At 72.3% G+C, this 13355-nt stretch carries 13 protein-coding genes; 5 read left to right on the top strand and 8 right to left on the bottom strand.

Annotated elements, in window-relative coordinates; translation table 11 throughout:
- Nucleotides 1–344, top strand: a 344-nt coding sequence (locus WEB03_RS12365) for a hypothetical protein (protein ID WP_368071255.1), incomplete at its 5' end; no start/stop codon positions are given.
- Here the strand turns inward: WEB03_RS12365 and WEB03_RS12360 are convergent.
- Both WEB03_RS12360 and WEB03_RS12355 read right to left on the bottom strand, forming a co-directional pair.
- Nucleotides 334–1239 carry a TIGR01777 family oxidoreductase gene (locus WEB03_RS12360; protein ID WP_368071254.1) on the bottom strand — a complete coding sequence of 302 codons (906 nt, stop codon included), beginning with the start codon at nt 1237–1239 and terminating at the stop codon, nt 334–336. The two genes, WEB03_RS12365 and WEB03_RS12360, sit on opposite strands and share 11 nt — an antisense overlap.
- Before the next feature lie 99 nt (nt 1240–1338).
- A complete protein-coding gene (locus WEB03_RS12355) occupies nt 1339–2211 on the bottom strand; it encodes a RimK family alpha-L-glutamate ligase (RefSeq protein ID WP_368071253.1) in 873 nt (290 codons plus the stop codon).
- Nucleotides 2212–2355: 144 nt separating this feature from the next.
- Between WEB03_RS12355 and WEB03_RS12350 the strand changes: the two genes are divergently transcribed.
- Nucleotides 2356–3741, top strand: coding sequence for an alpha/beta hydrolase family protein (locus tag WEB03_RS12350; RefSeq protein WP_368071252.1), 1386 nt, complete (start codon nt 2356–2358; stop codon nt 3739–3741).
- Between the two features lie 6 nt (nt 3742–3747).
- On the opposite strand, the gene WEB03_RS12345 is transcribed toward WEB03_RS12350, so the two are convergent.
- From WEB03_RS12345 to WEB03_RS12335, 3 genes are all read right to left on the bottom strand, one after another.
- A complete protein-coding gene (locus WEB03_RS12345) occupies nt 3748–4539 on the bottom strand; it encodes a nitrilase-related carbon-nitrogen hydrolase (protein ID WP_368071251.1) in 792 nt (263 codons plus the stop codon).
- Entirely contained in the window at nt 4536–5180 is a 645-nt protein-coding gene (locus tag WEB03_RS12340) for a TetR family transcriptional regulator (protein WP_368071256.1), read from the bottom strand. The genes WEB03_RS12345 and WEB03_RS12340 overlap by 4 nt, the downstream gene beginning before the upstream one ends.
- A gap of 98 nt (nt 5181–5278) precedes the next feature.
- The gene (locus WEB03_RS12335) at nt 5279–6250 is read right to left on the bottom strand and encodes an acyl-CoA desaturase (protein WP_368071250.1); all 972 of its coding nucleotides are present in this window, start codon (nt 6248–6250) and stop codon (nt 5279–5281) included.
- Between the two features lie 214 nt (nt 6251–6464).
- Between WEB03_RS12335 and WEB03_RS12330 the strand changes: the two genes are divergently transcribed.
- Complete coding sequence (locus tag WEB03_RS12330) at nt 6465–7283, top strand: inositol monophosphatase (RefSeq protein WP_368071249.1); 819 nt, start codon at nt 6465–6467, stop codon at nt 7281–7283.
- Between the two features lie 32 nt (nt 7284–7315).
- On the top strand, nt 7316–7600 hold the full coding sequence (locus WEB03_RS12325; protein WP_368071248.1) for a hypothetical protein: 285 nt from the start codon (nt 7316–7318) through the stop codon (nt 7598–7600).
- Nucleotides 7601–7619: 19 nt separating this feature from the next.
- Here WEB03_RS12325 and WEB03_RS12320 read toward each other — a convergent pair whose 3' ends face one another.
- The 3 genes from WEB03_RS12320 to WEB03_RS12310 form a co-directional block, all read right to left on the bottom strand.
- On the bottom strand, nt 7620–7985 hold the full coding sequence (locus tag WEB03_RS12320; protein ID WP_368071247.1) for a DUF6508 domain-containing protein: 366 nt from the start codon (nt 7983–7985) through the stop codon (nt 7620–7622).
- Nucleotides 7986–8133: 148 nt separating this feature from the next.
- Complete coding sequence (locus WEB03_RS12315; protein ID WP_368071246.1) at nt 8134–10485, bottom strand: M14 family metallopeptidase; 2352 nt, start codon at nt 10483–10485, stop codon at nt 8134–8136.
- A 187-nt stretch (nt 10486–10672) separates the two neighbouring features.
- Complete coding sequence (locus tag WEB03_RS12310) at nt 10673–11569, bottom strand: sensor histidine kinase (protein WP_368071245.1); 897 nt, start codon at nt 11567–11569, stop codon at nt 10673–10675.
- Between the two features lie 180 nt (nt 11570–11749).
- On the opposite strand from WEB03_RS12310, the gene WEB03_RS12305 reads away from it, so the two are divergent.
- Nucleotides 11750–13351, top strand: a complete 1602-nt coding sequence (locus WEB03_RS12305; RefSeq protein ID WP_368071244.1) for a hypothetical protein — start codon at nt 11750–11752, stop codon at nt 13349–13351.
- Nucleotides 13352–13355 lie beyond the last annotated feature (4 nt).

The following is a 13355-nucleotide window of genomic DNA, read 5'->3' as shown; positions in this document are numbered from 1 at the left end:
CGGACGCGGCGGACGCGGCGGACGCGGCGGACGCGGCGGACGCGGCGGACGCGGCGGACGCGGCAGACGTCGATGGCTCCCCGGACGCCGGGATGCCGCACCCCGGTGGTCCGGCGGCCGTCGCGGCGGCCTCCGTCGCCAGCTGTCACCTCACCCGCGGGCCGGTGTGGGCCAGCGCCACGCCCGACCGCGAGGTGACCACCCACGCCACGGAGGACGGTGCGCTCTGGCTCGTCGACCACCGGGACGTCGCTCGACCCCCACCCGAACCGGTGCGGACCGATGTGCCGACGCTCCGCCGGTTGGCGGCCGAGCTGCTCGAGGGACCGCCCGTCAACCGTTGAGCGCGACCTCGAGAGCGGATCGGATCCGGGGGTGGCGGAACTCGAAACCCGCCTCCTGCAGCACGGCCGGGATGGCGCGTTGGCTGACGGTGGCCAGGCTCGCCCCCATCTCGCCGTAGAGCGCCTTGATCGCGAACGTCGGGATCGGCACCACGGTCGGTCGGTGCATCACCGCGCCGAGCGCCCGGGTGAGTTCGGCGTTGGTGACGGGCTCGGGCCCGGTGAGGTTGACCGGTCCTTCGAGGTCGCCGTCGATGAGGAAGCGCAGGGCGCGGACCTCGTCCTCGAGGGCGATCCAGGCCACGTACTGCTCGCCGCTGCCGACCTTGCCGCCGACGCCGAGCTTGAACGGCAGCTCGACCTTCTCGATCAGCGGACCGTCCTTGGCCATCACCACCCCGGTACGTGGGTGCACGACCCGGATCCCCGCTGCGGCGGCGGGTGTGGCGGCCGTCTCCCAGTCGATGGTGACGCGTGCGAGGAAGTCGTCACCGGGTGTCGAGGCTTCCGTGAGCACCTCGTCACCGCGATCGCCGTAGTAGCCGACCGCCGATCCGGAGACGAGCACACCCGGGGGACGCTGCAGCGAGGCCAACGCCTCGGCGAGGGTCCGGGTCCCGGTCGAGCGGGACTCGTGGATGGCGCGCTTCACCTCGTCGCTCCACCGCTTGGCGCCGATGGGCTCGCCGGCGAGGTGCACCACCGCGTCGACGCCCTCGAGCGGTGCGGTGTCGACCCGGCCACCGAGCGGATCCCAGACGACGTCGTCCGGTCCTGCCGACGAAGCCGAGCGGGTCACGCGGTGGACCCGGTGCCCGTCGGCCTCGAGCGACGCGACGAGCGCCTCGCCGATCAGGCCGGTCGAGCCGGTCACCGCTACGCGCTTGCTGTCCACGTCCTGCTCCGCCCTACCTCGATCGCGACCGCGTCGAGCGGCCCCGTGCTGGAGGTTCGCTCGCGGGTGTCACGACGGATGGTCGCAGGTCGACCGCGGTCACGCTCGGGCGAGCACCGCCCGGGCGAGCGTGTCACCGACCTCCGGCGCGACCCCGAGGTAGAGGTCCGGTTCGGTGAGCTCGACCTCGGCGACCTGCCACGCACCGTTCTCGTCGAGCAGCAGGTCGACGCGCGCGTAGAGCAGGTCGTGACCGACCGCCTCGTACACCCAGCTGCCGAGCGCCGCGGGGGCCGCACCGTCACCGTCGAGGTCGACCCGCTGGTAGCGGCCGCCGAAGATCTCCTGGATGCGGAACTCGCCCGGCGGGGGCTGCTTGCGCACGACGTGGGTGACCGCCCCGTCGACGAGCACGACCGACACCTCGCCGGCCGTCTCGACCGACGGGAGGTAGGGCTGGACCATCACGTCGCCGTCGGAGAGCAGTTCATCGAGGTGCGCCTGGGCCGGACCGACCGGCGCGTGGTCTCCGTCGGTGCGCAGCAGCCCGTCGGAGCCGGCCGCCACCGCGGGCTTGATCACCACCCGCCGCCAACCGCGTGAGGCGACCAGTTCGGCCAGCGACGCGCGGTCACCCTGCGCCAACCACGCGGTCGGGACCACCGGCGCACCGCGCTCCTCGAGCTCGATCAGGTACGACTTGTGGGTGTTCCAGCGCAGGACGTCGGCGGGGTTCCACAGCGACGTGGCCGCGCCGGTGCTCGCCGCCCAGTCGATGAACTCGTCGCGGCGACCGGGGTAGTCCCAGACGGTGCGCACGACCGCCACCGCGAAGCTCGACCAGTCGACGGTCGGATCGTCCCACCTCGGGGCGTGGACGGTGACGCCGCGCTCCCGGAGCGCGGCCTCGAGCGGCGCGTCGACCGTCGCGGCGAACCCGGGCGCGTCACCGGTCACGAGCGCGACGTCCACGGTGGCCCTCCTCGCCCGGCCGGGCCGTCCGGTCGGTGCGGGGGGAGACTACGCGGGTCCCCCACGGGCTTCGGACGCCGATGGGCATCGACTAGCGTGCCCGTCCCGTCCGCCCCTCCCGCCGCGGTCGGACGACGAGGTGCTGTGCGACTGGCCGAGTTCGTGCTGCTCGCTGCGACGCTCGTCGGCGTCGTGCGACCGGCCACCCGCCTGGTCACGCGTCCGTGGCTCGCCTGGACCGTGGTCGTCGTGATCGCCCTGGCCGTCGGGGTCCACCTCCTCATCGAGGGCGCCCGGTGGCAGCTCACGCCGCTCTACCTCGCTGCCGCCGTGGCGGTGCTCGCCGGCGTGGCCGACGGGGTCCGACCACCGGCCACGCCCACCGGGAGAGCCGGCTGGGCGCTGCTCGCGCTGCTGGCCGCCGGCGGCGGCGTGGTCGGGTGGGTGCTGCCCGTGCCGGAGTTCCCCGCACCGAACGGGCCGCACGCCGTCGGGACCAAGGTGGTGGTCCTCACCGACGAGGATCGGCCCACCGGGTACGGGCCGGCACCCACCGATCCCCGAGAACTGGTGCTGCAGGTGTGGTACCCGGCCGACCCGGACGCACCGGTCGACCCCGGCCCGTGGGTCCCCGCCGGCGCCGCCCTCGGACGGCCCGCCGCCAGCTGGCTGGGGCTCCCGAGCTTCGTGCTCGACCACGTCGGGCTGGTCCGCGTCCACGCCACCAGCGACGTGGACGCGACGCCGGAGCCCGGGCCGCTCCCCGTCGTCGTCTACTCCCACGGGTGGGGAGGCTTCCGGACCATCCAGGCCGACCTCGCCGAATCACTCGCCTCCGAGGGCTACGTCGTGGCAGCGCTCGACCACACCTACGGGGCGGTCGCCACCGCGTTCCCCGAGGGCGAGGTGGTCGCGATCGACCCCGACGCTCTGCCGTCCGACGTCGACCCCGAGGTGTACGACGCGGCCGCGGAACGGCTGGTGGCCACCTTCGCCGACGACGTCGCGTTCCTCCTCGATGAACTCGAGGCCGGCGCGGTGCCGATGCTGGCCGGCCGGCTCGACCTCGAGACGGTCGGCATCGTGGGGCACTCGACGGGGGGTGGTGCCGCCGTCCGTCTGTGTGCTGATGACGACCGATGCGGCGCGATCGTCGGCTTCGATCCGTGGGTCGAGCCGGTACCGGACGCGATCATCGGAGCCGGCATCGACGTGCCGTTCCTGGCCCTGCGCAGCGAGGAGTGGGTCGACAACGACAACGACTCCCGCCTCCGTCGCCTGCGCGCCTCGTCGACCGGCGCGACCGGCCTGGTCGCCGTGGACGGGACCACCCACCGCGACGTGACCCTGCTGCCGTTCCTGTCGCCGCTGGCGAACCGTCTCGGTCTCGCCGGGTCGACACCGGGAACTCGGACCCACGAGCTCACCGCCGCGTGGACGGCGGCCTGGCTCGACCAGCACCTGCGCGGTGCCCGACGCGATCCGCTCGTCGACCCGCCGGCGTTCCCCGAGGCCCGCGTCGACGGGTAGGGCGGGTCAGGCGCTCGGCAGCTCGTCGGCGCGGCGATCGGGCAGGAACGGCAGATCACGCCGGGTCGTGGCGACCACGTCGGTGTCGAGGTCCGCGGTCAGGATCGTGGGTGCGCCGCCGGCCCGGACCAGTTCCTGGCCGAGCGGGTCGACCACGACGCTGCCGCCGGCGTGGTCCGTGCCGTTGCCGTCGGGGCCGACGCGGTTGACGCCCACGACGTACGCCTGGCTCTCGATCGCCCGGGCGACCAGCAGGCTCGACCAGTGGTGGCGTCGAGCGGCCGGCCAGGACGCGACCACCAGGTAGGCGTCGGTGTCGTCCACGGTGACGCGGTACTGCTCGGGGAAGCGCAGGTCGTAACAGACCGTCGGCGTGACGCGGACCCCGTCGACATCGACGGTGACGTGCTCGTCGCCCGACCGGTAGTGATCCGGTTCGGAGGCCATCCCGAAGGGGTGCCGCTTCGCGTAGCGGTGGATCGCACCGTCGGGCGCGACCAGGCAGCACACGTTGCCGGGCCGGTCGTCGCCGGGCCGCACCTCGGGGACGGATCCGGCCAGCCACACCTGGTGCTGCGATGCCTGGTCGCGGAGCCAGGTCGAGGTCGGACCGTCCTCGGGCTCGGCGATGCGGTCGGTCGCCATCGAGAACCCGGTCGCGAACAGCTCGGGCAGCACGACCAGCTGCGCGCCGGTGGAGGCCGCGACGGCGACGGTGGGGGTCAGGTCCGCGAGGGTGCCGTCCCGGTCCTGCCACCGGGGTTCGTGCTGGACGGCCGCGATCCGCAGGACGCTCACGAGGTCGCCCCCGCGTCCGGTGCGAGCGTCTCACGCTTCTTGCGGGCCTTCTTCACCGCCCTGGCATCCACCGGCTGCAGGTGCGCCAGACCGTTCCACATCAGGTTCACCAGGTGCGCGGCGACGACCTCGCGCGCGGGCTCGCGCTCGTCGAGCCACCACTCCCCCACGAGCGCGACCGCACCGACCAACATCCGGGCGTACATCGGGGCCGTGGCCGCGTCGAAGCCCCGATCGCCGAACTCGGCGACGAGCAGTTCCTCACAGCGCGCGGCCACGTCGGCGATCACCGTCGCGAACGATCCCTGGGTGATGGGCGTCGGCGCGTCGCGGACCAGGACCCGGAACCCCTCCTCGTGCTCCTCGATGTAGGTGAGGAACGCGTCGGCCGCACCGACAGCGACCAGGCGCGGGTGGACCGCGTCGAAGCAGCGTTTGATGGAGTCGGTCAGCTGGCGCACCTCGCGGTCGACGACGACCGCGTAGATGCCCTCCTTGCCGCCGAAGTGCTGGTAGATGACCGGCTTGCTGACCCCGGCGCGTTCGGCGATCTCCTCGACCGACGTGGCCTGGTAGCCACGCTCGGCGAACACCGATCGAGCGACGCCGAGCAGCTGTTCGCGACGCTCCTGGGCGGTCATGCGCACGCGCTTGGGCACGACCGGACTCCTCGCGGTGGACGACCTCGTGAGGGCCCCCACGTTAGGGGCTGGCGGGACCCCGGACGGGGAGGACCCGCTCAGAGGGCCGAGGCGCGCGATGCCCGACGGCGCTGCATCTGGGCCGGGGTCGGCAGCTTGATGTCCCGCGCGAGGTTGACCGCGGACAGACCCCGGATCACCACCCAGGAGATGTCGAACTCCCACCAGCGCAGCCCGTGACGGGCCGAAGCCGGGAAGGCGTGGTGGGCGTTGTGCCACCCCTCGCCGAAGGCGAGCAGCGCCATGATCGGGTTGTTGCGGCTCTCGTCGTGGGCGTTGAACGGCTTGGTGCCGAAGACGTGGCAGATGGAGTTGATCGACCAGGTGACGTGGTGCAGGAGCAGGACCCGGACCAGACCGCCCCAGAGCAGACCGGACAGGGCGCCGGCCCACGACATCGTGATCAGGCCGCCGAGCAGCGCTGGTGCCAGGAAGGTCGCCAGGACCAGCCACGGGAACAGGCGGGAGACCCGAGCGATGTGCCGGTCCTTGAGCAGGTCCGGTGCCCAGACCTCGGCGACGGTCTGGTCGGGGGCGAACATCCACCCGACGTGCGCGTACCACAGCCCACGCAGGATGCCGCCGAGGCCGTCACCGGAGTCGACGTGCGGGGAGTGGGGGTCGCCAGGGACGTCGGTGTAGGCGTGGTGCCGGCGGTGGGTGGCGACCCAGTCGATCGCCGCGCCCTGGACCGCGAGCGAGCCGAGCACCGCCAGGGTGACGCGGACCGCCGTCGGTGCCTTGAAGCTCTGGTGGGTCAGCATGCGGTGGAAGCCGACGGTGATGCCGAGCCCCGTGGCGAAGTAGAAGCCGAGCAGCAACCCGATGTCGACCGCGCTGACGCCGCGTCCCCAGCCGTACCAGATCGCGGCGGCCAAGCCGAGCAGCGGCACGCCGGTGATGAACACCATCGCGAAGCGCTGCCACTTGAGGACCCGAGGGTGTGCGACGCTGATGCCACGGAGCGTCGGGGTCTCGTCGCGGACGGTGGGCGGGGCGGTGAGCGACATGCTGCCTCGTGCGGGTGCGGCACGGGATCACCCGTGCGGGGACGTAGCGGCGACCTGGCGCGCCGAACTGTCTAGCAAGTTACGCGACCGTAGGTTACCGACCCCGGGTCCCGACACCGCCGTCCGTCCGTCCGCACGGACAGCGCCCGGTGGGCGCAGCTAGCGTCGATCCTCCCGGGCGGCAGCACCGCCCCCACCAGCGTCGGAGGACCCGTTGAGCGCACGCGACCCCAGGGTCGACACGCTCTCGCGTGCGCTGGTCGTGATGGACGGCGTGCTCGACGATCTCAGCCCGTCGTTGCTGGCCCAGAGCGGGCGCACCGAGCCGACCGCCAAGCACGACGGGACCCCCGTCACCGATGCCGACCACGAGGCCGATCACGCGCTCACCCGGGCGATCCGCGCCGCCTTCCCCGCGCACGGGATCGTCTCGGAGGAGCAGGAGACCGTCGCCCCGGACACCGACTGGTGCTGGATCATCGACCCGATCGACGGGACCTCGAACTTCACCGCGGGCCTGCCCTACTGGTGCGTCTCGGTCGCGCTGGCGCTCGAGGGTGAGGTGCAGCTCGCGGTGGTCGACGCTCCCCCGTTCCGTCGCCGGACCGTCGCGCTGCGCGGCAGCGGCACCACCCGCGGCGGCCGGACGATGCGCGTCCGTGACGCCGTCGATTGGCACGATGGTCGCAACCGTCACGTACCCGTGATGCTGACCACCGGCACCGCGCGTCGGACCCGATCGGCGGGCCTGCGGCTCAACCCCCGCATCATGGGCGCGACCGCGCTGGACCTCGCCACGGTCGCCGACGGCACCGCCGCCGCCTCGATCGCGCTCATCCCGAAGGTCTGGGACGTGGCAGCCGGGGCGCTGCTGGTCACCGAGGCCGGAGGCGGCGTGGTCACCCTCCACGGCGAACCGCTGCTGCCCCTCCGACCCGGCGTGGAGTACGACAACCGCGCCGCGGTGACCGCCGCGGGACCCGACGAGGGCTACGTCCGCGACCTGACGGCGGGCTTGCTGCCGCCGACCTGACCACGACGGTCGAGACCCGACGGAGGCAGCCGGTGGGACGACGAGGTGTGGCGGTCTGGGCGGCGTGGGCGCTCAGCTTCGGTGGTGGCATCGCGCTGCTGGGCGCGGCCTACCTCGTGGCCAGGGTCGACCTCGTGGCGGCGTGCGCGACGGCAGCGGGCTGCGCGTCCGCCCTGTCCACCACCGTCCGTGTGCTCGCCTTCGGCGGGATCACAGCGGCGACGATCGGCGGTGTGGTCGCCACCGTGCTGACCGTGCGCGGATCGTCCGTCCGACGCGACCCGGACGTCGGACACGCCCCCGGTGGTGCGAACTGACCGAGGCTCGGGCGCCTGGTCAGGCGTTGCCGGTGAGTTCGGCTGCCCGCCGCAGGATGGTCGGCACCTCGCCGCCGTCGATCATCGCCCGCAGGTGCCCGGTGACGAAGCGGTCACGGCGGACGTGGGCGACCAGGAGGCGGCGGCACTCCTCGAGCGTCGCGCCAGCGATCTGCTCGGGGTGGCCGCTGAGTTCGCGGCCCCGGCCGGTCATCCACGTCGGCCAGTCGAAGCTGGTGACGAGCCCCGACCGGTGGGCCTCGCGCAACAGACGCTGGATGGCGTCCGGCTCGTCACGTTCGAGCGGCTCGATCAGAGCACACACCGGTGCCCATCCCCCCGTGTACCCGAGGTAGCCCGTGTTCCCGGCGATGGTCTCGCTCACCCTCGACCCCTGACCCCTCCCACGGGCTGGTGCGCCCGTGCGCGTCGCGGATGGTGGCACAAAGGCCAGAGGCGGTGACGGGTGCTACCGGCAGGAGCGCACACCCCGGGCCCGGGATCCGCCCCAGGCCCGGGGCTGCCCGCCGGGGTCAGAGTCGAGGCTTCGGGCCCTTCCCCGGGGTGCCGTCGGGCTTGCCCGGGACGCCCTTGCCCTTCCCGGGGCGGTCCGAGCCGTCGCCGTCGCCCGGGTCGGTCACGGTCCGGCCGCACACCTCGCCGACGTCGACCCGCTCACCGCGCTCGACGAACACGGTGCGCTGCCCGACGACCTCACCGTCGACGGCGCAGGTCAGCACCCAGTCCTCGTACAGGCGTGGGGTCGAGTCACCGGCCACGTCGTAGGACCCGGCCTCGAGCTCCCACGCGCCGAGCCCCAGCGAGTTGGCGATGACGAGCGTGTAGTCACCTGGGGTGATGCCGGCGTCATCGGGTCCGGTCCACACCAGCGTGTTGCTCGGCCCGAACTCGGCCGCCGACGCGACCGTCGCGCCCGACGGGTCGCGCAGCGTCAGCCCGAACTGACGGGTGTTGAGCCCCGGCGTCGGGACGGGTGCGGCGTTGGTGACCTGAGCCCGGATCAGGTCCGCAGGCTGGGTCAGGGTCAGCGGCACCTCGCTCACCTGCAGCAGGGGCGGGGTGACCCCGGTCTCGGAGATGGACTCGATCGGGTCGCTCAGGACCGTGGCCGCCCGCGACTGCACGAACGGGCGCGTCGAGGGGTTGACGTGCCAGTCGAACCGGTCCCCGGCGCCGACCGCCATCGAGGTGGAGACGGTGTCGGCCACCTGCGTGCCGTCCCAGAGCGGGAAGGTCCCCTCGCGGGTCACCGTCAGATCGGCTCCCTCCGGGCCGGTGCCGGTGATGACCGAGTGGGTGTCCTCGTCGACCACGTTCTCGAAGGCGCGGAGGAACGCCTCGCGGTTACCGCCACCGTGGGCTGCACCGTGGGCGGCGTCGTTGTCGCCGGTGTACTCGGCGACGACCTCCTCGTACGGCGGGTGGAACTCGTGGGCGCCGATCTCGAAGGTGTAGCCGTACCCGCCGGTGGCGTTGTAGGAGTAGTCCTCGGTGGTCCCGGTGGTGTCGTACAGCTCCCACCCGAACTGGCTCGAGTACCCGTTGGCAGCGGCCATGTGGTCCCCGACCGCCGCCATGCCCTTCGGTCCGTGCTCGTCGGGCGAGTACCCGACCGGATACCCGTCGGGGGCGATGGTGGTCGGCTGGACGCCGACGGGACGCAGGATCAGGTTCGAGAAGGTGTGGTTGCTGATCAGCGTGGTGACCTGCCGGCTGGAGATCAGCTCGCGGATGGCTTGCGTCTCCGGCTCGGAGAACGGTTCCGGCCCGCGGTAGATCGCGCTGTGGGGCTCGGCGTCCGCGCCGGGTCCGCCCCAGAGGGCGCCGTAGTTGCGGTTGAGGTCGACGCCGATGCCGTTCCCGCCCGGCGAGGGGAACGCGATGCACGCGCCGGCTGGCTGGCTGAAGCCATCGGCGACGCGGCAGTTCTTGCGCTTGTAGGCGTTGCCGGGGGTGCCGAGGATCGACACGGTCCCGCCGCGGTCCAGCTCGCGGAGGTCGACGAGCTCGCCCGAGGTCCGGGACGCGTCGAACCCGTCGGGGTTGGAGACCGGGACGATGATGACGCGGGAGCGGTCGAGCAGGTCGGTGATCCGTGCATCGGTGCCGTCGCTCCCGAGCAGGTCGTGCGCGAACTCCATCGGCAGCTCGGCCGACGGCCACTCGCGTGCGTGGTGGGCCCCGAACATCAGGAAGACGGGACGGCCGTCCTCGGGCGCGTTCACCTCACGGCCGATCTCGATGCCGGTCAGGTCGCGACCCTCGACCGACTCGCCGATCGAGATGCGCTTGGCCGTGTCTCGGTTGGCCGCCACCAGCTGGTCGATCTCGGCACCGAAGTCGTCGAGGACGCGGTAGCTGTTGCGCCCCGACGGCAGCTGCGTGATCGGGTTGGCGGCAGCGAAGGTGGCATCGAGCTGCTGGCGTTCGGCCCCGCGTGCGATCAGGTCCGGGATGCGGACGTCGTAGTCGAACCCGTTCGCGGTCAGCAGAGCCGCGTCCGCGACGGTGTGGAGCACCACCTCGATGTAGTCGTGCCCGGCGTGCTCGGTGAGGTCGAGTCCGAGCGCGACGAGTCGGTCCTTGTCGGCGCGGGTGGGCGTCGTCACGGTGACGAGCTGAGGTGCGAACGCGTCCTCGATCGCGCCACCGACGCCCGAGGCGACGGGCGCGGCGCCATCGACGACCTCGCCGACGAGCTGCGCGGGATCGATGGCACCTGCGCCGGTGGCACCAGCGTCGCCGGCGACCAGGCTGCGAGCCTGCTCGATCTCGAGGAGGTCGGCACCGGGCGTCAGCGACAGCGTCACTGCGGCGAGGAGACCGAGGGAGGCGACGCAGGCGGTGCGGCGGAGCTTGCGCATGTGGACGACCTCGTGTCACCGGGGGCTCACGACCGGTGCAGCGGGCGCCGGACGTGGTGGACGTCACGGTGTTCGCCGTGCACGCCCCCGGTCCCTCCCCCGCCACGAGGTTCGTCCGCACGCGCGCACGAGGCGTCCACCGGGGACGGCGAGACCACGCCGGCCGACCGTCTTCGAGACCGACGGGTCAGACGGCCGCCACGACCGTCAACGTCGGGCGCTCGCGCTCCGGCTGCGGGAGACGGACCACGATCCGCGCACCCCCGTCGGACCCCTCCTCGATCGAGACGTCCCCATCGTGCAGTTGCGCGAAGCGCTGGACGAGGGCCAACCCGACCCCGGTGCCAGGTTGGGGGTGGTGGTGATCGAGCCGAACGAAGGGATCGAGCACCTGCGCGCGCGCGTGGGTCGGGATCCCGGCTCCCTGGTCCTCGACGGCGATCGCGACCGCGTCGTCGAGCGCCGCGACCTCGATGGTGATCCGCGTCCCCACGGGGCTGTACTTCACGGCGTTGCGCACCAGGTTCTCGACGACGCGTTCGATGAGGACCGGGTCGACGTCCGCCGGCAGGGACTGGCCGAGGATGCGTACCGCGTGGTCCTCGTGGTCGAGGGTCTCGACCACGCGCTTGACCAGGGTGAGCAGATCCACCGTGCGCCGTCGCGGGGCCACCAGACCGCGGGCGAGGCGGTCGAGGTCCAACAGGTCCGACAGGAGACGGTCGAGCTTGCGGGCCTGCTGGTCGAGCCGCACGAGCAGGTCGGTCTGCTGTTCCGCGGTCAGCTGCGGTGCACGGACGCGGAGCGTCGCGGCCGCCCCCATGACCACCGTCAACGGGGTGCGCAGCTCGTGGGACACCGCCGAGAGGAACGCTGACTTCATCTCCTCGAACTCGGACCGGTCCACCGCGATGAGCGCGAGGCGGGCCAGCGCACGCAGCGCGTCGAGGTCGGCCGTCGAGAACGCGGCCTCGTTCCCGACCGGGTTGCGGCAGGTCAGCACGACCCACCCGCCGTCCCCGGCGGCGCTGCGGACCGACACGGTCTCCGCCGACAGGTACTGGTCCGGGGCATCCGGCTGCATCCGGCTGCGCATATCGGGGGGGTCTGACCATGACGGGGCACTGTGACGCTCCGCCGCACGACGGTCGACGCCCGAGAGGATTGCCGCTCGCGCGCGGCGAAGTGACCCCCAACACCTCAGCCCGGGCGACCCACCGCCAGACCGCGGATCGGGTCACCGGGCCAGAACCAGGGTCTCCCCATGCGCGCTCGACTGACGCTGCTCCTCACCCTCGTCCTCTCCCTGCTCGTCGCGGTTCCCACGGCGGCGGCCAGTCCCGCGGATCGGTGGTCCGGCCCGTACTTCGGTGACGGGAACCTGCCCCCCGGCTGTGTCACGGACATGGACGTCAGCGACTGCTACCACATGCGGACCGGGCTCAACGCGCTGGACAGCCCCAAGATCGATGTCCTGGTCGTGGTCCCCGTGTCACCGTTCGCGGAACGTGACGCACGCATCCAGACGCAGGCGGTCGAGATGTGGGCCGGTGGGATCGACTACCTCGCCCGGGAGATGGGCATGGACTGGCTGGCGGACACCGTCGAGTTCCGCATCGCCGTCAACCACATCGATCTGACCACCGGGGAGGGCACCGAGGACTTCTCCACCTACCCCCTGTGGGACCCGGAGATCATCGTCGTCTCCACCAACCCCGTCGGCGGCATCGGTATCGGCATCGACCCCCTGGACTTCTCCAGCCTGCTGCTGGGGTTCTTCGGCATCGAGGGCACGGGTGAGGGCCCCTGCCACGGCGTCCAGAACCCGTTCGACCTCGCCCAGTGGCAGGCGCTGCCCGGGTTCGACGACCACCACGGCCAGAGCACCGGCACCTACTACGAGGAGGACTGCGACGGAGCCGGCGGCAACGTCTGCTTCGCCATCAACGGGGCGATCGACCCCACCCCCGGCATGGACGTCGACTACGACAACCCGGTCGTCAACCTCCCGTTCGGCCTGTTCGACCTCGTGGCCCACGAGGTCGGGCACTGCCTCACCCTCGGCCACGTGGGTGATGCGCTGGACCACACCAGCAAGACCGTCCCGACCTGGGACATCATGGCCTACACCGACGACCCTCCGGGTCAGACCAAGTGCGTCTCGACGCTGGACGTCGAGGTGTTCGCCACCCGGATGAGCGAGTACATCGACACCACCGGCGACGGGACCATCGGCGAAGACGACATCCTGCTCGCCAACGACCAGGCGGGCGACAAGGACCCGTCCGGGTTCGGCAACGCGTTCCACGTCCAGCAGCCACGCGACCACTGGTACGCGTCCGCCACCGGCGACCCGTGGGACTGCCCCCAGCCCGACCTCGGCATCATCCCCGGCGAGCGGACGGACTGGACCCCGGAGCCCGCTCGCGCGGACCGCGTCCTGACGGTCACCTCGCCGGAGGACGGTTCGACGACCGACCGCACGTTCACCGTCACCGGCACGGTGGAGCGCCAGTACGACCACGACCACACCTGGAACCCCCACACGTCCGGCGGCGACGTGGCGTCGTCCTCGTCGCCTGCAGCGACCGAGACCGTCCTGGTCTACGCAGGCGGCGCCCTCGTCGGTAGCCAGGACGTCTGGACGCGCGAGTCGGCGGACCAGTTCGCCATCGACGCAACGCTGGAGGCCGGGACGCACACCCTCCGGATCGACTGGGAGGATCGCGGCAAGGTCATCGCCAGCGAGACGGTGACGATCACCGTCAGCGGCGACGACAGCGGCGGGGACGACGCGCACCCCAACTGCAAGCCACACCCGCGGAAGGGCACGATCCCACCCGGCTGGGTCTCACGCTGCAACTGACGCG

The sequence above is a fragment of the Nitriliruptor sp. genome (assembly GCF_040882075.1).
GTDB lineage: Bacteria > Actinomycetota > Nitriliruptoria > Nitriliruptorales > Nitriliruptoraceae > Nitriliruptor.
The sequence above is the reverse complement of the archived record's forward strand: the minus strand, read 5'-3'. Positions and strand labels throughout refer to the sequence as shown.

What these genes read in the sequence shown, in the direction of transcription:
- WEB03_RS12340 (WP_368071256.1), bottom strand. Translation starts at nt 5,180, where the DNA reads ATGACCGCCCAGGAGCGTCGCGAACAGCTGCTCGGCGTCGCTCGATCG.
- WEB03_RS12335 (WP_368071250.1), bottom strand. Translation starts at nt 6,250, where the DNA reads ATGTCGCTCACCGCCCCGCCCACCGTCCGCGACGAGACCCCGACGCTC.
- WEB03_RS12315 (WP_368071246.1), bottom strand. Translation starts at nt 10,485, where the DNA reads ATGCGCAAGCTCCGCCGCACCGCCTGCGTCGCCTCCCTCGGTCTCCTC.
- WEB03_RS12310 (WP_368071245.1), bottom strand. Translation starts at nt 11,569, where the DNA reads ATGCAGCCGGATGCCCCGGACCAGTACCTGTCGGCGGAGACCGTGTCG.
- WEB03_RS12305 (WP_368071244.1), top strand. Translation starts at nt 11,750, where the DNA reads ATGCGCGCTCGACTGACGCTGCTCCTCACCCTCGTCCTCTCCCTGCTC.